Annotated in this window: 21 protein-coding genes and 1 pseudogene; 8 read left to right on the forward strand and 14 right to left on the reverse strand. The window is 72.9% G+C overall.

Features of this window, described 5'->3' with window-relative positions; translation table 11 throughout:
• Nucleotides 1-149 precede the first annotated feature (149 nt).
• The 3 genes from O7616_RS31000 (at nucleotide 150) to O7616_RS31010 (ending at nucleotide 3,730) form a co-directional block, all read left to right on the forward strand.
• The gene (locus O7616_RS31000) at nucleotides 150-1,286 is read left to right on the forward strand and encodes a glutamate--cysteine ligase (RefSeq protein WP_282256874.1); all 1,137 of its coding nucleotides are present in this window, start codon (nucleotides 150-152) and stop codon (nucleotides 1,284-1,286) included.
• 23 nt (nucleotides 1,287-1,309) lie between these two features.
• On the forward strand, nucleotides 1,310-2,689 hold the full coding sequence (locus O7616_RS31005) for an FAD-dependent oxidoreductase (protein WP_282256873.1): 1,380 nt from the start codon (nucleotides 1,310-1,312) through the stop codon (nucleotides 2,687-2,689).
• Nucleotides 2,690-2,761: 72 nt separating this feature from the next.
• Entirely contained in the window at nucleotides 2,762-3,730 is a 969-nt protein-coding gene (locus O7616_RS31010) for a LacI family DNA-binding transcriptional regulator (RefSeq protein ID WP_282307791.1), read from the forward strand.
• Between the two features lie 89 nt (nucleotides 3,731-3,819).
• Here the strand turns inward: O7616_RS31010 and O7616_RS31015 are convergent, their stop codons facing one another.
• The 6 genes from O7616_RS31015 to O7616_RS31040 form a co-directional block, all read right to left on the reverse strand.
• A complete protein-coding gene (locus tag O7616_RS31015; RefSeq protein WP_282305126.1) occupies nucleotides 3,820-4,773 on the reverse strand; it encodes a carbohydrate kinase in 954 nt (317 codons plus the stop codon).
• Nucleotides 4,770-6,035, reverse strand: coding sequence for an AGE family epimerase/isomerase (locus tag O7616_RS31020; protein ID WP_348773844.1), 1,266 nt, complete (start codon nucleotides 6,033-6,035; stop codon nucleotides 4,770-4,772). The genes O7616_RS31015 and O7616_RS31020 overlap by 4 nt, the downstream gene beginning before the upstream one ends.
• Before the next feature lie 316 nt (nucleotides 6,036-6,351).
• Complete coding sequence (locus tag O7616_RS31025) at nucleotides 6,352-7,233, reverse strand: fructosamine kinase family protein (RefSeq protein WP_282305127.1); 882 nt, start codon at nucleotides 7,231-7,233, stop codon at nucleotides 6,352-6,354.
• Nucleotides 7,234-7,389: 156 nt separating this feature from the next.
• The gene (locus tag O7616_RS31030) at nucleotides 7,390-8,199 is read right to left on the reverse strand and encodes a DNA-formamidopyrimidine glycosylase family protein (RefSeq protein ID WP_282305128.1); all 810 of its coding nucleotides are present in this window, start codon (nucleotides 8,197-8,199) and stop codon (nucleotides 7,390-7,392) included.
• Nucleotides 8,200-8,245: 46 nt separating this feature from the next.
• Nucleotides 8,246-8,446, reverse strand: coding sequence for a DUF397 domain-containing protein (locus O7616_RS31035; protein WP_282305129.1), 201 nt, complete (start codon nucleotides 8,444-8,446; stop codon nucleotides 8,246-8,248).
• Nucleotides 8,439-9,326, reverse strand: a complete 888-nt coding sequence (locus O7616_RS31040; protein ID WP_282305130.1) for a helix-turn-helix transcriptional regulator — start codon at nucleotides 9,324-9,326, stop codon at nucleotides 8,439-8,441. Before O7616_RS31040 ends, O7616_RS31035 begins: the two co-directional genes overlap by 8 nt.
• A 402-nt stretch (nucleotides 9,327-9,728) precedes the next feature.
• On the opposite strand from O7616_RS31040, the gene O7616_RS31045 reads away from it, so the two are divergent.
• The 4 genes from O7616_RS31045 (at nucleotide 9,729) to rocD (ending at nucleotide 13,577) form a co-directional block, all read left to right on the forward strand.
• On the forward strand, nucleotides 9,729-10,028 hold the full coding sequence (locus O7616_RS31045; protein WP_282305131.1) for a hypothetical protein: 300 nt from the start codon (nucleotides 9,729-9,731) through the stop codon (nucleotides 10,026-10,028).
• Between the two features lie 69 nt (nucleotides 10,029-10,097).
• Entirely contained in the window at nucleotides 10,098-10,955 is an 858-nt protein-coding gene (locus tag O7616_RS31050) for a DMT family transporter (RefSeq protein WP_282305132.1), read from the forward strand.
• A 595-nt stretch (nucleotides 10,956-11,550) separates the two neighbouring features.
• On the forward strand, nucleotides 11,551-12,366 hold the full coding sequence (gene ddaH / locus O7616_RS31055; RefSeq protein ID WP_282307793.1) for a dimethylargininase: 816 nt from the start codon (nucleotides 11,551-11,553) through the stop codon (nucleotides 12,364-12,366).
• A complete protein-coding gene (gene rocD / locus O7616_RS31060) occupies nucleotides 12,363-13,577 on the forward strand; it encodes an ornithine--oxo-acid transaminase (protein ID WP_282256864.1) in 1,215 nt (404 codons plus the stop codon). The genes ddaH and rocD overlap by 4 nt, the downstream gene beginning before the upstream one ends.
• A gap of 217 nt (nucleotides 13,578-13,794) precedes the next feature.
• Here the strand turns inward: rocD and O7616_RS31065 are convergent, their stop codons facing one another.
• The 7 genes from O7616_RS31065 to O7616_RS31095 all read right to left on the reverse strand — a co-directional run bounded on the left by O7616_RS31065 (nucleotide 13,795) and on the right by O7616_RS31095 (nucleotide 22,393).
• Nucleotides 13,795-14,949 (reverse strand): FHA domain-containing protein, encoded by a 1,155-nt coding sequence (locus O7616_RS31065; protein WP_282305133.1) that lies wholly within the window; start codon nucleotides 14,947-14,949, stop codon nucleotides 13,795-13,797.
• The gene (locus O7616_RS31070; RefSeq protein ID WP_282305134.1) at nucleotides 14,946-15,239 is read right to left on the reverse strand and encodes a 4a-hydroxytetrahydrobiopterin dehydratase; all 294 of its coding nucleotides are present in this window, start codon (nucleotides 15,237-15,239) and stop codon (nucleotides 14,946-14,948) included. Before O7616_RS31070 ends, O7616_RS31065 begins: the two co-directional genes overlap by 4 nt.
• Before the next feature lie 56 nt (nucleotides 15,240-15,295).
• Entirely contained in the window at nucleotides 15,296-16,348 is a 1,053-nt protein-coding gene (locus tag O7616_RS31075) for an acyl-CoA desaturase (protein WP_282305135.1), read from the reverse strand.
• 136 nt (nucleotides 16,349-16,484) lie between these two features.
• Nucleotides 16,485-20,078 (reverse strand): hypothetical protein, encoded by a 3,594-nt coding sequence (locus O7616_RS31080; RefSeq protein WP_282305136.1) that lies wholly within the window; start codon nucleotides 20,076-20,078, stop codon nucleotides 16,485-16,487.
• Nucleotides 20,079-20,126: 48 nt separating this feature from the next.
• Complete coding sequence (gene cutA / locus O7616_RS31085) at nucleotides 20,127-20,447, reverse strand: divalent-cation tolerance protein CutA (protein WP_282256859.1); 321 nt, start codon at nucleotides 20,445-20,447, stop codon at nucleotides 20,127-20,129.
• Between the two features lie 108 nt (nucleotides 20,448-20,555).
• Nucleotides 20,556-21,560: a 1-acyl-sn-glycerol-3-phosphate acyltransferase gene (locus tag O7616_RS31090; protein ID WP_282305137.1), complete on the reverse strand. Its 1,005-nt coding sequence runs from the start codon at nucleotides 21,558-21,560 to the stop codon at nucleotides 20,556-20,558.
• Nucleotides 21,560-22,393 (reverse strand): patatin-like phospholipase family protein, encoded by an 834-nt coding sequence (locus tag O7616_RS31095; protein ID WP_282256857.1) that lies wholly within the window; start codon nucleotides 22,391-22,393, stop codon nucleotides 21,560-21,562. The genes O7616_RS31090 and O7616_RS31095 overlap by 1 nt, the downstream gene beginning before the upstream one ends.
• Nucleotides 22,394-22,557: 164 nt before the next feature.
• Between O7616_RS31095 and O7616_RS31100 the strand changes: the two genes are divergently transcribed.
• A complete protein-coding gene (locus tag O7616_RS31100; protein ID WP_282305139.1) occupies nucleotides 22,558-23,982 on the forward strand; it encodes a serine/threonine-protein kinase in 1,425 nt (474 codons plus the stop codon).
• Nucleotides 23,983-24,004: 22 nt separating this feature from the next.
• Here O7616_RS31100 and O7616_RS31105 read toward each other — a convergent pair.
• Nucleotides 24,005-24,186 (reverse strand): annotated as a pseudogene (locus tag O7616_RS31105) (glycosyltransferase family 4 protein); the annotation flags it as partial.

Raw genomic sequence — 24,186 nt, forward strand, 5'->3', positions numbered from 1 at the left:
ATAGGACTCCGTGTCACGTCGTCCGGCCGATCACCGGCAAGCCGGTCACGAGGTGCCGTCGCCACGTTTCCCGGCCTCGCCACGTTGGGTAACCAAACGGCGGACCGACGCGGACGGACCGCGAACGGTAGGAACGGACGGTGGTGTCGATGACCGGCCAGGTGGCGGAGGCGCCCAGCGGAACGGCTGCGGCGACCGGATTGCTCACCGTGGGTGTCGAGGAGGAGTTCCTCCTCGTCGACCCGCACACCGGGGCTGCGGTCCCGGCCGTCGACCTGGTCATGGAGCAGGTGCCGGCCGAGTTGCGCGGGCAGGTCGAGCGGGAGTTCCAGACCAGTCAGATCGAGATCGGCAGCCCACCCGGGTTGGAGCTCTCGTCGATCCGCCACTCCCTCGGCGTGCTGCGCGGGGCGCTCGCCGACGCCGCCGAGCGGGCCGGCGTACGCCTGCTCGCCATCGGCACCGGTCCGGTGGACGGCCCGGTGCCGCCGGTGGTGGACAAGCCCCGGTTCGACCGGATGATCGAGCGGTTCCAGCTGCTCGTCCCCGGCCCGGGCAACAACGGCATGCACGTGCACGTCGGCGTGCCCGACCCGGAGACCGGCGTGCAGGTGCTCAACCACGTGCGGCCGTGGCTGCCGCTGCTGCACGCGATGACCACCAACTCGCCCTTCGCCCGTGGCGCGGACACCGGCTACGCCAGTTGGCGGTCGGTGGAGTGGGAACGCTGGCCGTCGGTGGCCCCGACGCCGTGGCTGGAGTCGCACGAGCACTACCAGCGGCTGATCCGTCAGTTGATCTCCAGCGGGGTGATGCTCGACGAGGGGATGCTCTACTGGTACGCCCGCCTGTCGGCGAAGTACCCGACGGTGGAGCTGCGGATCGGCGACGTCTGCCCGTCGGTGGACGACGCGGTGCTGGTCGCCGCGCTGGTCCGGGCCCTGGTGTCCACCGCGATGGCGGACGTCGAGGCCGGCCGACCGGCGTTGCGGACCGACCATCACCTGCTGGTCGGGGCGCACTGGCGGGCCGCCCACGACGGCCTGGAGGGCCAGGCCGTCGACGTCACCACCGGCGAGCTGGCCACCGCCTGGGAACTGTTGGACCGGTTCGTGGACCGGATGCGACCGGCGCTGGAGCAGCACGGCGACTGGGCCGAGGTGACCGACCTGCTGGGTGGGTTGCGCCGGCACGGCAGCGGGGCGGCGCGGCAACGCGCGGTGTACGCGCGTACCGGCCGACTCACCGACGTGGTGCAGGACGTCGCGCGACAGACCCGCGGTTGAACACCTCGTGACAGGATGATCCCGTGGCCCAACGGTTGATCGTCATCGGCGGGGACGCCGCCGGCATGTCGGCGGCGTCCCAGGCCCGTCGCCGCCGCGGCCGCGACGACCTGGAGATCATGGTCTTCGAGCGCGGTCACTTCACCTCCTACTCGGCCTGCGGCATCCCGTACTGGATCAGCGGCCTGGTGCCCGGCCCGGAGGCGCTGATCGCCCGGGATCCGGAGACGTTCCGCACCGAGTACGCGATGGACGTGCGGATGCGGCACGAGGTCACGGCCATCGACCTGGAGCGCCGGGAGGTGGTGGCCCGGGACCTGGAGGGCGGCGGCGAGGTCCGCGAGCGCTTCGACGAGCTGATGTACGCCACCGGCGCGGTGCCGGTGAAGCCACCGTGGGCGGCCACCGACGCGGGTGGCGTGTTCGGCATGCAGACCCTGGACGACGGGGCGGCGCTGCGCGAGTGGCTGGACGCCGAGCCGCGACCGCGCCGGGCCGTGGTGGTCGGTGGCGGCTACATCGGCGTCGAGATCGCCGAGGCCCTGATCCAGCGCGGCCTCTCGGTGACCCTGGTCGAGGCGGGCACGCAGCCCATGTCGACGGTGGACCCCGACATGGGCGAACTGGTGGCCGAGGCCATGCGCGGCCTCGGCATCACGATCCGCGCCGGCCTGCCGGTGACCGGCCTGGAACAGCGGGACGGCCGGGTGTCCGCGGTGGTCACGGCCGAGGGGCCGATGCCCACCGACGTCGTGGTCCTGGGTCTCGGTGTACGCCCCAACGCCGCGCTCGCCGCGGCTGCCGGGCTGCCGATCGGCACGACCGGTGGGGTCCGGGTGGACCGCCGGATGCGGGTGCCCGGGATGCCCGGCATCTGGGCGGCCGGCGACTGTGTGGAGACGCTGCACCGGGTCAGCGGGATGCCGGTGCACGTGCCGCTGGGCACGCACGCCAACAAGCAGGGCCGGGTGGCGGGGATCAACATCGGCGGCGGGTACGCCACGTTCGCCGGGGTGATCGGCACGGCGGTGACCAAGGTCTGTGACCTGGAGGTGGGTCGGACGGGCCTGCGCGAGGGCGAGGCCGAGGCGGCCGGCTTCGACTTCGTCTCGGTGATCGCCGAGTCGACCAACCGGGCCGGCTACTACCCGGGTGCCCGCCCGATGACAGTGAAACTGATCGCCGAGCGTCCCAACGGTCGGCTGCTCGGCGCGCAGATCGTCGGCTGGTCGGAGGCGGCTAAACGGATCGACGCACTTGCCGTGGCACTCTGGAACGGCATGACGGTGGACGATATGACAGCACTGGACCTGGGCTACGCTCCGCCGTACGCGCCGGTGTGGGACCCGGTGCTCATCGCCGCCCGAAAAGCGGTCGATGCGCTCGCCGCGCTCGACCGCTGACCCGCGTTCGCCGTGGAGGACCACCCCGTGACCCAGACCCCGACCCGGCCGACAGTGCGCCGACGCCCGACGATGGTCGACGTGGCCCGCCGTGCCGACGTCAGCCTGAAGACGGTCTCCCGGGTGGTCAACGACGAGCCCGTGGGGCAGGAGCTGGTCAGCCGGGTGCTGGCCGCCATCGCCGAGCTGGGCTTCCGGCGCAACGACATCGCCCGCAACCTGCGCTCCCGGCAGCTCAACGCCACCGTCGGGTTACTCATCGAGGAGATCGCCAACCCGTTCTACGCGACGATCGCCAGTGTCGCCGCCGAGATCGCCGCCGCCCACGGCACCATGCTGATCACCGCCTCCTCGGAGGAGGACCCGGAGCGGGAACGTGCCCTGCTCCAGGACTTCACCCAACGTCGGGTGGACGGGCTGCTGGTGGTGCCGGCGGGCCTGGACCACTCGTTCCTGCGCCGCGAGGTCGAGCTGGGAATGCCCGTGGTGTTCCTGGACCGGCCGCCGCAGGAGCTGCAGGCCGACGCGGTGCTGCTGGACAACCGGGGCGGCAGCCACGCCGGGGTGGGCGCGCTGCTCGACGAGGGGCACCGCCGGGTGGGCCTGCTGCTCGGCGCACCGAGCGTGCCCACGATGCGCGAGCGGCTGGCCGGTGCGCGGGCGGCGTTGGTCGCCGCCGGTGTCGAGCCGGACGACTCGCTGCTCCGCGAGAGGCTGATCGCGCCGGAGGAGGCGGGGCGGGCGGTCGGCGAACTGCTCGACCTTCCGGATCCGCCCACCGCGTTCTTCTGCGCCAACAACCGGCTCACCGTGGGTGCGCTCCAGGAGCTGCACCGCCGGGGCGACGACGCGGCACTGGTCGGCTTCGACGACTTCGAACTGGCCCACCTGATGCCCCGACCGCTGACCGTCGTCGCGTACGACACCCGGGAGCTGGCCCGGGTCGCCACCGAGCGGCTGTTCAGCCGGATCGCCGGCGACGACTCCCCACCCGCCACCACAGTGCTCCCCACGAACCTGATGCCTCGCGGCCTGTCCTAACCCCCGGTCGATCATGGAGTTGTGGTGCCCCGCATATGCCGCGGAACGCCGTCAAACGGCCACCACAACTCCATGATCGACGGGGTTGGTCAGACCTGCGGGGTCAGCAGGGCGTTGAGCTCGGTGAGACGGGGTGGGTCGGCGCCTCGGCGGCCACAGGTCAACGCGGCCACCGTGGCAGCCTGCCGGAGCACGGCGTCCCACTGCTGCTCGGTCACCGCGGCGAGGCGGTCGGCCGGTCGGTCGCCGAGCGCGTCGAGGTCGGCCAACGCGGCGAGCAGGCCACCGGTGAAGGAGTCGCCGGCACCGACGGTGTCGACGACAGTGGTGCGTACCGCCGCCGCCTCGTGCAGCGTGCCGTTCGGGGCCAGCAGCCAGGCGCCCTCACCACCCCGGGTCACCACCGCGCAGGACACCCCGACCTCACGCCACTCGGCCATGACGTCGGCCACCGACCGGTCCGGATACAGCCAGGCCAGGTCCTCGTCACTGGCCTTGACCAGGTGCGCGAGGGGCACCTGCCGGCGTACGCGCTGCTGCTCGGCCTCCCGGTCGGTGACGATGCTCGGCCGCAGGTTGAGGTCGATGGAGAGGGTGAGCCCGTCCCGGTGGCGTTCGCGGGCGAGCAGGTCCTCCAACACCTGCCCGCCGGGGGCCAGCGCGAGCGCGAGCGACCCGGTGTGGAACGCGACTGCCGAGGACCCGGCCAGCTCGGGCAGCTCCTGCGGCGTCCACTGCCAGTCCGCCGCGCCGGCCAGCCGGAACTCGTAGCTCGCCTGCCCGGTCGCGTTCAACGTGGCCACCGCCACCGAGGTCGGCTCCTCGGCGCGGACCGCCCAGTCCAGGTCGACCTGGTTGGCCCTCAGGTGCTCGGCGACCTGCCGGCCGTAGTCGTCGGTGCCGAGCCGGGCCAGCAGTCGTACCGGCTGGTCGAGCCGCGCCAGGGTGACCGCCACGTTCGCCGGGGAGCCACCCGGCACGGCCCGCTCTCCGTCGGCGGTGACCACCAGGTCGATCAGCGCCTCACCCGCGACCACGATCACGCGGTCACCTCCCCCGGTGCGAGTGGACCGGTGCCGCCGAGACCGTCGGCCGCGCGGGACAGCAGCACCGCCTGGTACGCGTGGTAGACGTCCGGCCTGCCGTGCCAGACCGTGTCCGAGGGCAGATTCTGCGCGTCCAGCTCGTGCCGCCACCCGGTGCCGTCGATCAGGTTGCGACGGGCGTACGCCCAGAACACCCGGTACCAGTCGGCGTAGACCTCGTCACCGGTGCGCCGGTGCAGGGTGATCGCCGCACCGACCGCCTCGGCGAGGACCCAGTGCATCCGGGAGCGGACCACCGGCCGGTCGTCCCAGTCGATCGTGTAGACGAAGCCGTCGGCGCCGTCGACCGCCCACCCACGCCGTACGGAGGCGGCGAACAGGGCACGGGCGTCGCTGAGCAGCCAGCGCGGTGGCTGCGGAAGGACGGCCTCCAGCTCCAGCAGCAGGCGGGCCCATTCGAGCCAGTGGCCGATGGTGGAGCCGTACGGGCGGAACGGGTCGGCGGGCTGATCCCGGTTGTAGTCGGGCAGCGGCGTCCAGTCAGCGGTGAAGTGCTCGGGGAGCCGCCAGTCGTGCCGGGCGGCCTCGCCGTGGACCAGGTGGGTAGCGATCCGCAGGGCCCGGTCGGCCCAACTCGCGTCGCCGGTCGCGGCGGTGGCCGCGAGGAACGCCTCGACCATGTGCATGCTGCTGTTGGCGCCCCGGTAGTCCTCGGTGACGGTCCAGTCCCGGTTCCACGACTCGCGGACCGCGCCGACCTCGTCGTCCCAGAACCGGTCCCGCACCACGGCCAGCACGTCGGCGAGCAACTGCTCCGCGCCCGGTCGGCCCGCGCGCACGGCGCTGGACGCGGCGAGCAGCACGAACGCGTGGTCGTAGCCGGCCTTCCGGTCGTCGACGGGTGCGCCCTGCTGGTCAACGGCACTGAACCAGCCGCCGTACCGGTCGTCGCGCAGCAGTGTGCTGAGCGCGGCGACGCCGTGGTCGACGAGGGCGGCGGCGTCCGGGTCACCACCGCGATGGGCAAGGGCGGCCACGTGGGTCATCCGGCAGGTGATCCAGGTGAAGACCGGCTCGCCCCGGTCCGGGGTGCGGTCGTCGGTGAGCCACCAGAAGCCGCCCTCGGGGCGGACCGACCGACCGGCCGTGTCGAGCAGTGTGCGGGTCTGGTCGGCGAGGAACTCGTCCAGGTCGGGTAGTTCGGGTGACCCGGCCGGAGCGGGGGTCGGGGCGGCGTCGGATCGGGGCAGGTCGGTCATCTCAGCTGGTCACCGTCGGGTAGGAAAGGGACATACGGCCAGGATCGGCGGGCGGACCGGGTCCGCGCCGGAGAACCGTCAACAGGACCCCACGAACCGGCTGGCCGTACCGGTTGCGCAGGCGGAGGGATCATCCGTGCGATTCCTCCCTCTCTGTCCGTTGACATCGTTGTCACTCTGCAACCCTGCTCCGGCGGCAGGTCAACTGTCAATTCCGGTTGCGTCACACCGCGCCGGGCAGGCACGTCCGCGTCGGGCGGGTCGCCGGCGTCCCCGACGGCGAGACGGCGAGCCGCCCCTACCGCCCGTCCTCCGGTCAGGATCGCGTCCGGAACGGGGCGAGCGTGGCCCGGATCTGATCAGCCGCCCCCCAGTCGTCGTCGAACTGGGCCAGCACGGCGAGATGTTGTCGCAGTTGGACGATCGGCATCCGGGCCCGCCAGTCGCTGTCGAGGGAGGTCAGCTCCGCGTAGACCGCGAAGAACCGATGCGCCTCGGGCGGGGGCGCCGTCGACCACACGTGGGCGAGGTCCACCTCGGCCCACAGGTAGGACACCGCCGGGTCGATCAGCGCGGGCTGTCCGTCCGCAGTGGCGAGGACGTTCTGCGCCCACAGGTCGCCGTGCGTCAGGCATGCCGGCCGGTCCGGCAGCAGGTCGGGCAGCCGGTGGCACAGCCGCTCCAGCGCCGCCCGATCGTCCCGGTCGAGCGCCGCCTCGACGCGGGGCTCCCCCAGCCACCGGAGCAGTCGGTGCTGGGCGAAGAACACGAAGCCGTCGTCGTTCCAGTCGTTCGTCTGCCGGCGGCGGCCCAGCCAGTTGTCCCGGTGCCAGCCGAAGCGCGGATGCGTCGTGCTCAGGTGCAGACGAGCGAGCATGTGCGCCAAGCGCTCCCAGAAAGCCTCGCTGCGCGGTCTCGGTCGCAGCACCGACAACACGAGCAGTTCCCGGTCCACCAGGACCACCTCGGGTGTCACCACGCCGCCCAACTCCCGCAGGGCGGCCAGCCCTTCGGCCTCCGCGACGAAGACGTCGTCGTCAGGAGCTTCGGCGAAGGCCTTGACGAACACCGACGGCGCCTCTCGGCGGGTGGCTATGCCCGCGAGCGCCGCGAGCCCACCGGTGGCGGGCTCGACCGTGACGACATCGCTGATCCCGGCTCGGCCCAGGCGGTCCAGGAGGAACGGCGCCGATTGCATCAGCACAGGATCCTTCATGTCCGGGCGCGTGTTCAAGGTCCAACCCGCCAGGCAGGACGGCGGCTCGGAAGATCGACTCCACATCGGCGAGGTGGTGCCATCCTGGGGCGACGACACCGCCACATCGCCGACCTGGAGTCGATCAAGCGCGTAGGGTCAGCCCGGCTGGCAGGTACGACACCAGTAGAGGTTGCGCCCGGCCAACTCGCCGCGACTGACCTCGGTGCCGCAGACGTGGCAGGGCGCGCCGGGGCGGCGGTAGACGTACACCTCGCCGCCGTGCCGGTCCACCCGCGCCGGCCGCCCCATCGCCTCCGGCAGGTGCGCGTCGCGCACGGTGTCGATCCGGCCGTGCTCGACAGCGAGCCGCATCAGATCGACCAGGTCGGCCCAGAGCGCGTCCCAGCCGGCGCGGCTCAGCCCTCGACCGGGCATCGTCGGCGGCAGTCCGGCCCGGAACAGCGCCTCGGTCACGAAGATGAGCCCGGTGCCGGCCACCACCGACTGGTCCAGCAGCAGCGCGGCCAGCGGCGTCGGGCTGCACGAGATCCGGGCGTACGCCCGCTCGGGGTCGGCGTCGGCGCGCAGCGGGTCGGGCCCGAGGCGGTCCCGCAGGGCGGTCACCTCGGGTGGGGTGAGCAGTTCGCAGGCGGTGGGCCCGCGCAGGTCCAGCCAGTGCCGGTCGCTGGCCAGCCGCAACCGCACCTGACCGACCGGCTCCGGTGGCTCTCCCGGCCCGTCGGTGACCTTGCCGTACAGACCGAGGTGTACGTGCAGCGTCAGCTCGTCGGCGTAGTGGTGCAGCAGGTGCTTGCCGTACGCCTCGGTGCTCTCCAGCACCGTCCCGGAGAGCCGGGCGGCGCCCTCGGCGAAGCGGCCCTGGGGGCTGGCGGCGTGCAGCTTGTCCCCGGCGAACAACTCGGCGTGCCGGGCCGCCAGGCGGTGGATCGTGTGTCCCTCTGGCACGGGTACCAAGGATAGCCAGGCGCGCGGCCCCGATGATCGACTCGCGTCAGCCCCGGCGCTGCTCCTTCACACAGTCGACGAACGCGGCCCAGGTGGCGGTGGCGAAGACCAGCGCCGCCCCGGCCGGGTCCTTGCTGTCCCGTACGCCCACGACGCCGGGCAGGTTGTCGGCCACCTCGACACAGTCACCGCCACTTCCGCCGCTGCGGGTGCTCTTGCGCCAGGTGGCACCGACAAGGTCAGTCATGATGCTCCTCGATGATCGAAGTGATCAGCTTCTCTGATTCTGCCTCACCCGAGGCGAGCGCCTCCAGGTCCGACCAGACGTGTTCGAAGGCGGCGACCTCGGTCGGTTTGTCCAGGTAGAGCGCTCCGGTGATGTTCTCCAGGTAGACGGTGGTCGGCTCGGTCGACGCCCGACCGACCGCCTGCGGGAAATCCAACAGGACGAAGGTGCCGGTCTCGCTGGCCAGCGGCGGGCCCGCCGCGAGCGGCAACACCCGCAGACTCACCGTCGGCAGCGCGGCCACGTCCAGCAGGTGTCGCAGTTGTCGGGCCATCGCCCGGTGGTCGGGGATCGTGCGCCGCAGCACCGCCTCGCTGAGGACCACCCGCAGTGTGGGCGCGGTGGGCAACCGGCGGACGAGGATGCCCTGCCGCTGCAACCGCACCTGCACCAACTTTTCCCGCTCGTCGGCGGGCAGGGTCGGATTCTTCCGGCGGAACAACTCGGTGGCGTACTCACGGGTCTGCAGAAGTCCGGGGATCAGCTCCGAGTCATACCGGCGAATCAGCGTGGCGGACGATTCCAGACCGACATACAGCGAGAACCACGACGGGACCACATCGCCGTACGAATGCCACCAACCCCTGGCGCGAGTCTCCTTCGCGAGGCCGGCGACGATGTCCCCCATCGTCTCGGGCACTTGATAGAGAGCGCACATCGCGCGGGCGTCCACCACCCGCACCGGAACCAGCCCCTTCTCGATGCGCCACACCTTCTGCCGAGAACAGTCCAGCGCTTCGGCTGCGGCGTCCAGCGTCACCGAGGCTTCCTCCCGGAGCTGGGTGAGCAGCCTCCCGAGCTGCCGCCGAGGAACCGTGGACCCGCTTGTTTCATCCGTCATGCAACATCACCGCCCTCCTCGTGCAACATGGAATGTTTCACCCCGTACGCATTTCCATTCCATTCCTCGTGCGTCATTTCGGCCTGAGGTTAGGGCGGGGCGGGAGATTGCACAAGGTGGCCGGCATGGAACACGCTGTCACCCGTCGAAGGAGCCCAGAAGTGACGCCGTTAATGGCGTCGGCAATAGCGCGCCCTCGGCGGAGCGCATGCTATTCCTCGGAGGGGACGCCACCATGCGTGTGTCGTACAACGAATATCTTTTGGTCACCGCACTGACCCTCGCCCGTCGGCACCGGCCCGTCTGGAGTTGGGCGCGCTGGCGCACGGTGTGCCGGTGCGGCGCGGACCTGCCCTGCCGGGCCCGGCACCGCATCCCGATCAACCGTGCGCACTGGCCCACATGACCGACCTGAAGCCCGGCGATCTGCTGCTGATCGGCGCGGCGTGCTCGGTGCAGTTCACCGGTGACCGGGCGCTGCGCCTCCGGCTGGTGAGCGTCGATGAGCGCCCGACGTACGAGGGGTGGGTCTGGCTGACGGGCTACGTCCTGAACGACAAGGGCCTGGCCGTCGACAAGCGCGAGGTGTTCGTCCAGCAGGCCGGGCTGCGGGTACTGAACGCCGCACCGGCAGAGAGCCGGTCGAGGCCGACCTCGGCGGCCGTACCCGGAATTGGTGTCAGGAAACGTGCAACGGGGTAGTTCAGGGGTCGTACCGCGTGGGTGCCACCCTCTTCCGACGGCCACCACGCATTCAACAGGAGGTGTGTAGTGGTCAGGATTCCTTCGCTGTCCCGCCGGTCCGAGCCGGCACCGACGCGGGACGAGAACCTCGACGGCCGCATCGACGGCCGCGACACCCAGCCCGGTTCGACGACCGGAGGCCGGACGGACGGCGACACCGAGCGTTCAGCGGTCGTCGACCGGGACGCCGACCAGACGACGTACCGCAGCGGCGCCGGTGAGGCCGAGCGGCGGGCCAGCGAGCGGGCGGCGGTGGCCCGAGCCGCCACCGCGCGGCCCGTCGACGCCGACACCCGGTCCACGACGGACACCGACACCCGCCCGGCGACCGCGCGCCCGGCGGACACCGGCGGCCGGTCCGCCACCACGCGCCCGGTCGACACCGACACCCGAGCCGCCACCGGCGGGGCGACGGCTACCGCGACGCGTACCGCCGAGCGGGACGCGGACCTCGACGGCACGACCCGGCGTCCCGACACGACGGACCGGGTCACCACCGACCGCCCGGCCGACCCGACTCCGGACCGGACCGCACCCGAAACGCCGGTGACGCGTGGCCCGAAGCCGCGAGCCAGCCTGCTGGCCACCCTCGGCCTGATCGTCTCCGTCGCCGGTGCGCTGTTCGTACTGACCGGGACGCTGGCCGGGTACGGCATCGGGCTCGGCGCGTTCGGCGCGGTGCTCGCGGTGCTCGGCCTGATGGCCACCCGCCGTCGGCACGTCGCCGGCACCACCGACGCGCTGTTCGGCGTGCTCATCGGCCTGGCCGCGGTGGTGATCGGGGTGCTCGCGATGACCGGCCAGTTCGACTGGCCGACCACCGACGGCGACTGGGTGCAGCGCTTCCGCGAGTGGCTTGACTCACAGTTTGTCGACCGTTTCTAGCGGGCACTGTTCCGCTCGCCGGTGATGCACCGGCAAACGCCGGCGGTTCGCCGGCAGCCCGAACGACCCGGTGGTTCACCGGCCGGGCAGACACCCTTTCAGGGGCGGCGGTTCGCCGCCCCTGAAGTGTTTCCGGCCCCCGCCCCGCCCCGCCCCGCCCGCGATCTCCCCGCAACGCCCAAGATCCGCACAACATCGGGGACATTGCCGCCTCCCGCACGTCCGAGGCAGCAACATCTGGGAAGTTGTGCGGATCTTGGGCTCGGTTGCGGGGGTCTCGGGTGGTTGATCGACACGGCTTCGGCGATGTCGGGTTGTCCCGGTCGCTCCGACAGCGGCCGCGCACCCCGATCACGCGCCACGGCCGCGCGCCCGATCACGGGCCGTGAACCCCGGCCAGGACCCCTCCCACCGGCGCGGGACACGCTGGCGCAACGAATCACTCCTCGGTGTCGCCTAGACGCAACGAATCTTCGGGCTGCGCAACTCTCAGCGGTGGATCCTGCCGGTGGCGGCGCATAACGTTGAGCAACGGCGCCAGCCCGTGGGCCACGGTGGCCGGGCGCGCCCGACCCCTGGGAGCAGGACAATGACGATGGACGCCACCAGCCAGCGCTTCCTGATGTGCCGGCCGACGTACTTCGCCGTCGACTACGCGATCAACCCCTGGATGGACCCGGCCGCGCCGGTCGACGGCGCGCTGGCCGTCCGGCAGTGGGAGCAGCTGCGCCAGACGTACCGCGACCTGGGCCACACCGTCGAGGAGATCACTCCGGTGCCCGGCCTGCCCGACATGGTCTTCGCCGCCAACGGCGGCACGGTGATCGACGGCAAGGCGATGGCCGTGCAGTTCCGCGACCCGCAGCGCGCCGACGAGGCACCGGCCTACCGGGCCTGGTTCGAGGACGCCGGCTTCGAGATGTACGACCCGAAGCACGTCAACGAGGGTGAGGGCGACGTCCTGCTCGCCGGCGACCACCTGCTGGCGGGCACCGGCTTCCGCACGGCGCACGCCTCGCACGCCCAGTTGCAGGAGGTCTTCGGCTACCCGGTGATCAGCATGCAGCTCGTCGACCCGCGCTTCTACCACCTGGACACCGCGCTGACCGTGCTCGACGAGCAGACCGTGGCGTACCTGCCGGAGGCGTTCTCCCCCGGCAGCCAGGCCGTGCTGAGCCGACTCTTCCCCGACGCCGTGCACGCCACCATGGCCGACGCCGAGGTGCTGGGCCTGAACGCGGTGAGCGACGGCCGGCACGTGGTGCTGCCGGCCCAGGCCACCGACCTCGCCGCCAAGCTGCGCGACCGGGGCTACGAGACCATCGGTGTCGACCTGTCCGAACTCCGTAAGGCCGGCGGCGGACCGAAGTGCTGCACGCTGCGACTCCGTCAGGGAAAGGCAAGCAAGTGATCGATGACATGCTGCGTACGCCGGGAGCGGTCCGGGACGCCGAGCGCTGGACGGCGCACAACTACCACCCGTTGCCGGTGGTCATCTCGTCCGCCGAGGGAGCCTGGCTCACCGATGTGGACGGCAAGCGCTACCTGGACTGCCTGGCCGGCTACTCGGCGCTGAACTTCGGCCACCGGAACCCGCAGCTGATCGCCGCCGCGCACGCCCAACTGGACCGGCTCACGCTGACCAGCCGCGCGTTCATCCACGACCAGTTCGCCGACTTCTGCCGGGAGCTGGCCGAGCTGTGCGGCAAGGACCTGGTGCTGCCCATGAACACCGGCGCCGAGGCGGTGGAGACCGGAATCAAGGTGGCCCGCAAGTGGGGTTACCAGGTCAAGGGCGTACCCGCCGGGCAGGCCAACATCGTGGTCGCCGAGGGCAACTTCCACGGCCGGACCACCACCATCGTCAGCTTCTCCACCGACGAGGACGCCCGCGCCGACTTCGGGCCGTACACCCCGGGGTTCACTGTCGTGCCCTACGGCGACCTGGACGCGCTGACCGCCGCGATCGACGAGAACACCGTGGCCGTTCTACTGGAGCCGATCCAGGGCGAGCAGGGCGTGGTGGTGCCGCCGGAGGGTTACCTGTCGGGCGTGCGGCGGGTCTGCACCGAGCGCGAGGTGCTCTTCATCGCCGACGAGATCCAGTCTGGTCTGGGGCGTACCGGTGCGACCTTCGCCTGTGACCACGAGGGCGTCGTGCCCGACATGTACCTGCTCGGCAAGGCGCTCGGCGGCGGCATCGTGCCGGTCTCCGCGGTGGCCGCCAACGCCGACGTGCTCGGCGTGCTCAAGCCCGGCCAGCACGGCTCCACCTTCGGCGGCAATCCGCTCGCCTGCGCGGTGGCCGTCGAGGTGGTCCGGCTGCTGGCCACCGGCGAGTTCCAGCGCCGTTCGGCGGAGCTGGGTGAGCGGCTGCGAGCCGGCTTGGAGGGGCTGGTCGGCAAGGGCCTGGTGGGGGTACGCGTTCGCGGCCTGTGGGCCGGTCTGGACATCGACCCGACGCTGATGAGCGGACGGGAGGCGTGTGAGCGCCTGATGGAGCGCGGCATCCTCGCCAAGGACACCCACGGCTCCACCATCCGGCTAGCCCCGCCGCTGGTGATCACCGAGGACGAGATCGACCTGGCGGTGACCGCACTCGCCGAGGTGCTCGCCGCCTGACGGACCGCACCGGCCAAGGTGCCGGCCGCCTGACGGACCGCACCGGCCAAGATCTGCGCAACTACAGGGAAAGTGCTGCCTCGACGTCCTCTGAGGCAGCACTTTCCCTGTTCTTGTGCGGATCTTGCCGCGTCCCGCGCCGCGCCTGCCCCGCGACGGTGCGCAGCGGGCGGGGCGGGGCGCGGGCGGGGCGGGGCGCGGGCGGGGCGCGGGCGGGTCAGGGGCGGGGTAGGCGCATCGCCATCGTCGGAGCCTCGGCCATCACCGAGGTGGGCGTGAACGGGGCACCGGCGGGCAACTCCTCCGCCCGGCCGATCTGCACCCCCGGGTACAGCTCGATCATGTCGTTCTCGCCGAGCACCCGGGACTGCTGCGGCGCCAGGGGGATGCGGTCCGACTCGGCCATCGAACCGGCCGGACGGATGCCGGAGCCGTTGGTGCTGACGTCGGTCACGATGACCTCGCCGACCCGCAACTCGAAGCGGACGTGACCACGGCTGATCCACCGCCGGGCCTCGTCGTTGAGCCACTGCCCGAGCATGATCCCGCCGTCCTGCTCGGGGGCCCGGCCGGCCACCAACGGCTGCTCCTCGCTGAGCACGAACCGCCGCCGGACCAGGCCACCGATGCGGACCGCGAGCACCTCCGTACGCGGACGCGGCCCCCCGTCGCCGAGTCGGACGCCGTGCCGGGGGCAGGTCGGTACGCCGTTGCGCAGCGCGGGCGGCGGCTGCGCCGCGGGGCTGCGATCCGCACCCCCGGCCAGGTCGGCGAACGCGCCACCTCCACCACCGCCGCCGAACAGCGCGCAACCCGACTCCGGGCAGCGCCACTGGCGGGTCAGCAGCTTCACCCCGGCCGGCGAGCGCTTGCCGGCCACCGGTGCGTGGCCGCCGCCGACGTGCGCGATGAAGACCGGGCCGCCGGCGCCCGGTACCGGGGCGACGACCCGACCCGGCTGCTCGACCAGCCACGGGAACCGACCGCGCAGCCCGTCGAAGCGAACCCGGCTGAGCACCGGCAGCCCGAGCAGGTCGGCCACCTCCAGCATCCGGTCGCCCGGGTTGTCGAGCACCTCGACGAGCCCGTCGTCGGCCCAGCGGCGGACGACCATCCGCTCGTTCGAGGTGAGGTCGGCGTCGGAGAGCAGGGCCCGGTGCACCACCGCGTAGACCTGGACGCTGTCCTCCTCCAACTCGCGGGACAGCGCGTCGATGACCATGCCGAGCCGCAGCAGGCTCGCCGGCCGACCACCGTCGATGTCCTGGTAGCGGATCACCTCGGCCAGGTCGACCACGGCCCGGGCCAGCGACGGGTCGGTGCAGACGCGCCCCTCGATGGCGTCCAGCACCTTGCTGATCTCGAATCTCATGCCGCACTCCGGATGATCTCGTCGATCCGCCGGGCCAGCGCGATGTCGCGGTGGGTGACCCCACCGTCCGAGTACGTGACGCAGCGGAAGGTCAGGGTCCGCCATCGGATGTCGATGTCGGGATGGTGGTCGATCTCCTCGGCCACCGTCGCGACCCGGTTCACCACGGCGATGACGTCCGGGAAACTGCCGAGCTGGACCGTACGACCGATCCCGGTCGGGTCACCCGACCAGTCGGTCAACCCGCTCAGCTCTTCTCGCACCGCGTCCGCGGTGAGCAGGTCTGCCATGACCAGACCCTACCGGTGGCGTGTCCGGCAGGACGGACACGCCACCGCTCGGCCGCTCAGCCGCGCAGCGGCCGGCCCACCTCGTGCAGGTGACCGAGCGCCTGCTGGTACGACTCGATCAGCCCGGTCTCCGCGTACGGGATGCCCTGCTCGACGCAGTAGGCGCGGACGATCGGCTGAGCCCGCCGCAGGTTGGCGCGGGGCATGTTCGGGAAGAGGTGGTGCTCGATCTGGTAGTTGAGCCCGCCCAGCGCGGTGTCCACGAACCCGCCGCCCCGCACGTTGCGCGAGGTCAGCACCTGCTTACGCAGGAAGTCCAGCTCGTCCTCGGCGCTCGGCATGGGCATGCCCTTGTGGTTCGGCGCGAACGAGCAGCCCATGTAGAGGCCCCACAGCGCCTGGTGCACGACGGCGAACAGCAGCGCCTTGACCGGCGACATGACCGCCAACAGCAACGCCACGTACGCGGCGGTGTGCACGACGAGCAACGCCGCCTCGACCGCCCGGTGCCGCATCGGGGTCGTGTACCGACCGTCCGGCTCCCGCCCGACGATCGCCTTGATGCTCGCCGCGTGCAGGTTGAGACCCTCCAGCAGGAGCATGGGGAAGAAGAGGTACGCCTGCCGCTTCGCCAACCACCTGCCGAAACCACGGGTCGCCAGTGCCTGCTCGGGCGTCCACACCAGGGCGCCCGCGCCGACGTCCGGGTCCTCGTCCTCGTGGTTCGGGTTGGCGTGGTGGCGGTTGTGCTTGTCGACCCACCAGCCGTAGCTGAGCCCCACCGCAAGGTTGCCGGCGAACAACCCCACCAGTTCGCTGGGCCCGCGCCGACGGAACATCTGCCGGTGCCCGGCGTCGTGACCGAGGAACGCGACCTGGGTGGTGGCCACCGCCATCAGCGCCGCGAGCGGCAGCTGCCACCAGGAGTCGCCGAGCAGGAACACGGCCACCCAACCGGCCACGAACGCGCCGAGGGTCAGCACGATGCGAGCCAGGTACCAGCCGGGGCGGCGCTCCAGCAGACCGGCCTGACTGATCCGTCGCGACAACTGTGCGTAGTCACTGCCTCGCCGCCGTACCGGCGGTTCCGCCACCGCTCCGAGCGCCATTCGTGCCCCCGATCAGCTTGCGCCCGCTCCAGGGTGGCTCGGGCTCACTGGCAAGTCTTCCGTCCGAGGTAGCGCTGAGTAACCCCGACAGCCCCCGAATGGGAGGTAGGGCAGGCCCTACCCCTACGGGTTCGGCTCAGCCCAGCCGGCCCACCGCCGCGCGCAGCCGCGCCAGGTCACGTCGCCGCCGCTCGTAGGTGGCGGCCAGCCCGACCAGGGCGAGCCCGCCGACCCCCAGATAGATCCACCGGGGCAGCAGATCCCAACCTCGGGCGACCTCGTGCAGCGCCAACAACGTCAACACCCCGCCGCCGAGCAGCACCGGCGCCTGCCAGCGACGGGTCGCTCCGGCCAGCACCGCGCCGAGCGCCGCCGCACCGAGGAGCAGTCGCCGCCACGGCTGCGGGTCCGGGCCGATCAACACCGACACGAGGCTCGGCGCGAGCGCCGCGACCAGCCCCGGGCCGAGGGCCGGCCAGCTGGTCAGCCCGGGCCGGGTCCGCAGCGCCAGCAGGCCCGCGCCGAGGGCGAGGCCCGCAGCCGGCAGGGTGTACGCCTCCAGCACCGTCACCCCGCCGGCGGCCAACAGCACCCACGCACCGAGCAGCTCGCTGCCGGCGGCGACACCGGCGAACGCCCACCGTCGGCCGCCCGGCTCGCCCCGGCGCAACAGCCGCACCGCGACGGCGACACCCCAGAGCACGCAGACCGTGGCGAGGTGTCGCGCCACCTCGACGGCGAGGACCGCCGCCACCAGCGCCACCGCCTGCGCGGCAGCGTCCAGCACCCGACCCACCAGCGCCCGCGTCGGCGTCGCCGCGGCGGCGACGGCCAGCACCAGCACGGCCACCGCCAACAGGGGGTACGCGGCCGCCCGTACCGTCAGCCCGGCGACCAGCGGAGCGGTCACCGCCAACGCCGACGCCGCACCCACCGCCGCGAGGCAACCGGTCACACGCACCTCGACAGTGCGTCCCCCGGCGGCGACGACGACAGCCGCGACCAGCAGCGCTCCCTCGGCGGCGAGCGACAGCGGCCGGGTGGCCAGCAGCCCCACCACCCCGGAGGCGGTCAGGACCACACCCAGGGGTACGGCGACCGGTGCGAGCATCGGCCGGGGCACGGCCAGCGCGGCGAGCAGCAACGCGGCCAACCCGGTGAGCAGGACCGCAGTCGGCAGCACCGGCCACGGCACGCCGACCGAAACGAGCAGCACCGGCAGCGCCGCAGCGGCGAACGGCAGCGCGGGCAGCGCTGCGGTGGCGAACGGCAGCGCGGGCAGCGCCGACCCGCGGATGCCCCGGCCGGTGAGCACGGCGGCCACCGCCAGCACGACCATCGCCAGCCCGACGGGTAGCGCCGCCGGATCGGCGACGACGCTGGGCACCCCGGACCAGACCCCTTCCCAAGAGCCGTACGGCCGTACGAGCGCGGTGAACACCCTCGGCAGGGCCGCCAGGACAGCGACGACCGCGAGCGCACCACCCACCACCAGCGCCGGGCCCGACCGGGCGGTCGCCGGCGGCCCCCCGACCGCCGACGACCCCCCGTCCACCGGCCCCCCGACCGGCAGCCCCCCGACCGGCGCCCCCTCGACCGCCGGCCCCCCGACCGGCAGCCCTTCGACCGGCGCCCCCTCGACCGCCGGCTCGCTGATCCGGACCGGCTGGTCGGCGACCCCCTCCGGGCGGGCGAAGAGGACGACGAGCGCCACGCCCAACGCCGCCAGCGCGGCGTACAACGCGACCGGCTCGTCGCCCGCCACGACCAGCGGCGCGAGGCCGGGCACGGTCACGGCGACCACCGCGCCGGTCACCGCGTACCCGGTCAGCTCCACCCGGTGACGACGCACCGCGAGCACCGCGACCAGCGCGAGCCCGGCGGCCACCAGCGCGATCCGTGCCTGCCACCACGGCGGCGTGCCACCGGCGAACAGCGCCACCACCGCGATCCCGGGCAGCGCGAGCTGCGCGACCAGCAGACCCACGCCGGCCACCCGCCGGTACGCCCTGGTGCCCCGCCGGACGACGAGCGCCAGCCCGACCACGACGATGACGCCGAGTGCCACCAGCGCACCGGTCGGCCCGGCCAGGGCGACCAGCAGCCCGTGCCCGAGCAGGACGGCACCGCCCAGCGCGCAGGCGAGCAGGACGGCCGGACGGGTCGCCGGACGGGCCAGCACGGCGACCAGCAGCGCAGCCCCTCCGACCAGGTCGACCGCCACCACCGTCGGCCAGGAGACCGCCCAACCGGCGGGCAGGGCGAAGAGCACCGCCACCGCGCCGGCCGTGGCGAGCACCGTTTGCGCCTTCCGGGGCAGCAGCAGCGCCGTCGCGGCGACAGCCAACGCCACGGCCGGTGCCAACTGCCAGCCCCAGCTCAGATCCGGTCCCGTCCCGGCCCCGCCCCACGGCGGCAACGAACGGCCCACGGCGGCGACCGCCAACACGGCGGTGGCCAGCACGGCCACCTGCGCCGTACCCGCCGCGACCAGCAACGCCCCGGCGCGGGGGCCGGTCCGCCAACCCCCGGCTGCCTCCCCTTCGGTGCCGACCGGGAGGCTCCGCACCGCGACGGCCAGCCCCAGCGCCACCGTCGCCGCCGCGAGCAGCAGCATCGACGGCCGCAGCTCGGCCACCGGGCGCAGCAGGGCGAGGGCGAGCACCGGCACCAGCAACCCACCGGCCACCCCCCGCAGCGCCCGCCCGCCGACCAACCAGGCCGTACCGAGACCGGTCAACGCGACCAGCAGCAGCGGCACCCCGGCCAGCAGCGGCGAACCGCCCGCCCGTCCGACGGCCAGCGGCACCAGCGCGGATGCAGCGGCGGCGACGAGCGCGCCGGCGTGTCCAATCCCCGCCAGCACCCGGCCGACGACTGGCACCGCCCCGTCCCGGCCGCGCAGCCCGACCAGCACCACCAGATTCCCCAGCGCCACCCCGAGCAGGACCAGCGTCCAACCGGCCGGGCCGGGTTCGACTCCGACGGCGAGCAGCGGCAGCACCGGCTGCGCGGCGACCAGCGCGGCGAACCACGGCCCGGTCAGACCGCTCCACCGGCCGTACGCTGCGGCGACCGCCGCGCTGGCCCCCCCGACCAGCGCGGCGTACCGGCTACCCGGCCAACCGGCCACCCCGGCCAGGTTCACCGACCAGGCCGCGTACCCGTCCAGCACCACCAGCAGCAACCCCACCGCGGCGAAGGTCTCCGCCGTGCCGCGCAACCCCCGGCGAACCGCCGGCAACGGAACGGCGAGAGCCAGAGCGGTGAACGCCGCCAGGATCAACGCTCGCCCGGCCACCCCCACCGCCGCCCAGGCCACGGCGGTGAACACGATGGCCGCGGTGCCCAGCAGGAGTCCACCCAGGACGAACAGCACCCCCTGGACCGTCCGGGTCGACGTCTCGGCCGCACCCGGCGTCGAACCCGCCGGGGCAACCGGTGCCGGGACGCGAGCCGGCACCGGACCTGCCACGGCGGAGGCCGCCAACCCCGCCCGGACGACCGCCGCCACCTCGGCGCGCCGTCGCGACAGGGCCGACAGGCGACCGGCCAGTTCGGTGTACGCGCGGCGAGCCTGATCCACCTCGGGCTCCAACCGGGCGATCTCCCGGCCCAGCCGGATCACCTCGGCGGCGGCCGGGTCGGGCGCACGCAGGCAACGTGTGCAACCGGCGCTCAGATCGGCCGGCGCACCGCACGCGGGGCAGGGATAACGGGTGTCCTCCACCCGGCCATCATCGAGAACCCACCCGGCGGCGGCCCAGAGTGCGCGTACTCAGAGCCGGGTGTGCTCGTGCACCCAGGTGGCGTACGCCGGGTCTCCGCTCTGCACAGTGGACACCAGGATCTCCGGCACCTCGTACGGGTGGCTGACCCGGATCTGGTCCACCAACGCGGTGAGCCGGTCCGGAGCGGTCTTGAACTGCACCGACCACTCGGTGCTGGTCTCCACTCCGGACCTCCACCAGTAGGTGCTGTCCACCTGACCACCCACCTGGGCGCAGGCGGCGAGCCTGCCGGCGACGGCCGCAGCCGCCAGCACGTCCGCGACCGAACGCGCATCCACCACAGTCGTCACGACGCAGATCTGGTCCACGACCGCACCCTACGCGGCACGGCGCCACCGAGCCCGTCTTTCGTCCGCGACCGCTACGCTCCGCGTCACCATACTCACCGAAATCGCCTGTCGCTCGGGGCAGCGGGCCTAACGGTTGGCGGCGACCCAGGTGTCGATCTGCGCCCACCAGTCGAAGAGCCAGTCGATGCGTTGCTGCCGCCCGGCCGGGATGTCCTCCGGCGGCACGGACCAGAACCGCATCACGATCCGCTTGTCCATCGGCAGTTCCCGCCAGACGTCGGCCACGGTGAGCATCCGGTCCAACCCGGTGTGGGCGACGAAGATGACCCCGGCGTCCGGGGCTGCGTCCAGCGCGGCCAGCATCCCGCCGGGCTGCGGGGCGAGCACGTGACGCATCCGCTCGGCGCGCAGTGCCATCCGTTCCAGCCCGAGGGAACGCAGCCGGGCGATGGCACGCAGCCGGCGCTTGGGGGTGAAGTTGCCGCCCTCCGGGAAGATCACGAACGCGTCGTTGTCGTCCAGGCCCGTGGCCAGGTGCCCGACCTGGCGTACCGTCTCCTCGCCGCGCTCCGGCGTCGGCGCGATGAACCGGTTGGGCAGCCTGTTGAGCAGCACGTCGATCGCGGGGTCCCACTGGAGGCTGTCCTTCAGGACGATCCGTGGCTCCCGCTTGAACCAGTTGACCAACCCGTGGATCAGGATGAACGAGTCGCCCGGCCCGGCGTGCCGGCAGAGCACCACCTCGGGGCGGCCGGGCAGCGCGGTGTCCGGGTCCGTGCCCACCACGTCGATGCGCAACCGCAGGGTCCAGTGTGCCTGCCAGAACAGCACCCGCAGGAACCATCCGGCCAGCACGTAGTGCGCGCGTTGGAACGCCGGGGACCGGGTCCGCCAGCCGAAGCCGGAGACGACCCAGAGCAGGAAGAGCGCGATCAGCGCGGCGGCGTCCCAGACCAGGTAGACGCAGCCGATCCAGAGCAGCCGCAGCGGCCGTAACCGGCCCGGTACCAGCGGAGACGCGGCCGCGGCGAGCAACGCCCAGATCGGCAACGTGGTGACCACGACGAACGCCAGTGCCACCACGGCGGGGGCGAACAGCAACCGGCGCAGCCACCTGGGAGGCAGCGGCATCATCGCTCCTGGTGGGTGGCGAGGTAGCGCCGGGAGGCGGTGTACGCCCGGCTGATCCGCCGCCCCACGGCCGCCATGTCCCGGTACGCCCAGGGCGTGTCGTCGCGGGGGTTCAGCCCTCCGGTCGGCAGGACGTGCACCTCCACCCCCTCGGGTAGCGCCGCCAACTCGCGGAAGAACCGGTGCCGGCGGGAGATCTCGAACGCGACCTGCGCGATCTCCCACGGCCGTCGGGGCGGGGTCAACTCCCGTTCGATCCGGCCCACCTGGAGGACGTAGATCCGGCGCGCGCCGACCGCCACCGCCTCGCCGATCGGGATGGAGTTGACGATGCCCCCGTCCACGTAGTGCGCGCCGTCGATCTCCATGGGTGGGAGCAGGCCGGGCACCGAGGCCGACGCCAGCACCGCCGGCACCACCGGGCCGCTGTCGAACCAGTGCTCGGCCGCGCGTTCGATGTGCGCGGCGCAGCACCGGAACGGCACCTTCAGGTCGGCGAAGGTGGTGTCCACGCCCAACTCGGTCTCCAGCAGCCGGCGCAGCGGGCGAGGCGAGTGCAGGTGGGTACGGGCGGCGAAGCGACGCAACTGCCGGGCGACCGAGTCCCCGTACACCTCGCTCGCCTCCGGCGAGGCCCAGAGCCGGACCAGCCGGTCGGTCACCGCCTCCGACGGGTCGGCGGCGACCAGCGCGCCGTTCACCGCGCCGATCGAGGTGCCGAGCACCATGTCGGGTTTGATGCCGGCGCGGAACAACGCGCGCAACATGCCCACCTCGACCGCGCCGAGCACGCCCCCGCCGCCGAGCACGAATGCCACAGGTCCCCCCGCCATGCCCTCATCCTGGCACGGACGCGCAGCCGACCAGCCGGCCGCCGTCGCCGGGCGGTCGGCGCAGCCCAGGCACCGCCCGGCGACCGGCGGGCGCGACGGCGTTGACAGCCAGGACACATTCGCGCAACCTGATACCGCTCCCACCCCTGAGGCAGGTGCGATCCGTGAAGGCAGCACTGCATCCGGGCCGGTTGCTGGCTCGCAGATACCGACTTCTCGACCAGATCGGCGCCGGCGGCATGTCGGTTATCTGGCGTGCCCGGGACGAGGTGCTGGACCGGCTGGTCGCGCTCAAGGTCCTCGCTCCTTCGCTGGCCGCCGACGCACGCTTCCGGGGAATGGTGCGCGACGAGGCCCGAGCCGCCGCCCAGTTGGTGCACCCGCACCTGACCTCGGTGCACGACTACGGCGAGACCGTCGATCCGGACGGCTCGATCACCTCGTTCGTGGTGATGGAGCTGCTCGACGGCGAGGAGTTGGAGCTGCGCCTCACCGAGGGGCCGTTGCCGTGGGCCGAGGCCGTGCAGGTGGGCGCGCAGGTCGCGGAGGCCCTGGCCGCCGCGCACCGGCTCGGCATCGTGCACCGCGACATCACGCCGGCCAACGTGATGATGACCGGGACGGGCGTCAAGGTGCTCGACTTCGGCATCGCCACCCGGATCGGGGCACCGGACGAGGACGAGGACGGCGAGACCTTCGGCACCCCGGCGTACGTCGCACCGGAACGCCTCGACGGCGCGCCGGCCCAGCCGTCCACCGACGTGTACTCACTCGGCGTGCTGCTCTACGAGGCGCTCACCGGCCGGGTTCCGTACCCGGCCGACACCTGGGAGCAACTCAGCGCCGCACTGACCGACGGCCCGCCGCCGACGCTCGCCGCGGTGCCGGGGCTACCCCCGCCGGTGGCCCGGATCTGCCTGCGCAGCCTGGCCCGGGACCCGGCCGAACGGCCGACCGCCCGGCAGGTCGCCACCGTGTTGCGCGGGCATCTGCTGCCGCCCGATCCCCCGGCCGCGACCGTCCGGGTCCCCACCCGACCCCTGCCCCCGCCGCCGCCGATCGGGGTCGCACCGGCGTCCGGGGAGGCGACGGCGGACCCGGGTCGGTCCCGACGACGGCTGGCGCTGCTGCTCATCCTGGCCGTCGGTCTGGCACTGGCCGGCGTGGCCCTGCTGCCCGAGCAGCGGTCGACGCCCCGCACGCAGCCCTCGGTGGGACCGACGACGACCCCGCCGAGCGACCCGCCCGTCCCGGCGTCGTCCGAGCCGACCACGCCCTCGCCGACGACGCCGAGCACCGGTGTGCCCCCGTCGCGTCCGGGCAGCCTGGTCGAGGCCGCCAGCCGGGTGGAAGGGCTGATCACCGCCGGCGTGGGCGCCGGGGAGATCCGTGACGACGTGGGTCTGGACCTGCGCAACGAGCTGCGCAACCTGACCGCCGCGGTCAGCTCCGGCCGCGACGAGCTGGGACCACCGGTGGCCCGGCTGCGGGAGAAGGTCGCGGTGCGCCTCGGCGAGGGCGGCATCAGCTCGGGGTACGCCTCTCAGCTCGACGCCGCCATCGCCGACCTGGGGGCCGCCCAGGTCTGACGCGGGGCGACGCCGGAACAGGTCAGCGGGCCGACACCCGAGCCGATTCGTGGACGTCGTACCGCCCGGCGGCGAAGCGTCGGTAGACCTCGACGTAGTCCTCCGCCATCCGCTCGACCGAGAAGTTCTCCGCGACGTGCGCCACGCAGTCCTCCGGGTCGAGCTGCTCGGCCGCGAGCACCGCGGCGGGTAGCTCCTCCGCCC

This window comes from Micromonospora sp. WMMD964, assembly GCF_029581455.1.
Classification (GTDB): domain Bacteria; phylum Actinomycetota; class Actinomycetes; order Mycobacteriales; family Micromonosporaceae; genus Micromonospora.

Excerpts from the sequence above, each read along its gene's own strand:
- O7616_RS31070 (WP_282305134.1), bottom strand. The coding sequence starts at position 15,239 with ATGGCAGACCTGCTCACCGCGGACGCGGTGCGAGAAGAGCTGAGCGGG.
- O7616_RS31010 (WP_282307791.1), top strand. The coding sequence starts at position 2,762 with ATGGTCGACGTGGCCCGCCGTGCCGACGTCAGCCTGAAGACGGTCTCC.
- O7616_RS31035 (WP_282305129.1), bottom strand. The coding sequence starts at position 8,446 with ATGACTGACCTTGTCGGTGCCACCTGGCGCAAGAGCACCCGCAGCGGC.
- O7616_RS31095 (WP_282256857.1), bottom strand. The coding sequence starts at position 22,393 with ATGGCGGGGGGACCTGTGGCATTCGTGCTCGGCGGCGGGGGCGTGCTC.
- O7616_RS31045 (WP_282305131.1), top strand. The coding sequence starts at position 9,729 with ATGACCGACCTGAAGCCCGGCGATCTGCTGCTGATCGGCGCGGCGTGC.
- O7616_RS31090 (WP_282305137.1), bottom strand. The coding sequence starts at position 21,560 with ATGCCGCTGCCTCCCAGGTGGCTGCGCCGGTTGCTGTTCGCCCCCGCC.
- O7616_RS31040 (WP_282305130.1), bottom strand. The coding sequence starts at position 9,326 with ATGACGGATGAAACAAGCGGGTCCACGGTTCCTCGGCGGCAGCTCGGG.
- O7616_RS31025 (WP_282305127.1), bottom strand. The coding sequence starts at position 7,233 with ATGCAATCGGCGCCGTTCCTCCTGGACCGCCTGGGCCGAGCCGGGATC.
- O7616_RS31065 (WP_282305133.1), bottom strand. The coding sequence starts at position 14,949 with ATGAGATTCGAGATCAGCAAGGTGCTGGACGCCATCGAGGGGCGCGTC.
- O7616_RS31075 (WP_282305135.1), bottom strand. The coding sequence starts at position 16,348 with ATGGCGCTCGGAGCGGTGGCGGAACCGCCGGTACGGCGGCGAGGCAGT.
- O7616_RS31020 (WP_348773844.1), bottom strand. The coding sequence starts at position 6,035 with ATGACCGACCTGCCCCGATCCGACGCCGCCCCGACCCCCGCTCCGGCC.
- O7616_RS31000 (WP_282256874.1), top strand. The coding sequence starts at position 150 with ATGACCGGCCAGGTGGCGGAGGCGCCCAGCGGAACGGCTGCGGCGACC.
- ddaH (WP_282307793.1), top strand. The coding sequence starts at position 11,551 with ATGGACGCCACCAGCCAGCGCTTCCTGATGTGCCGGCCGACGTACTTC.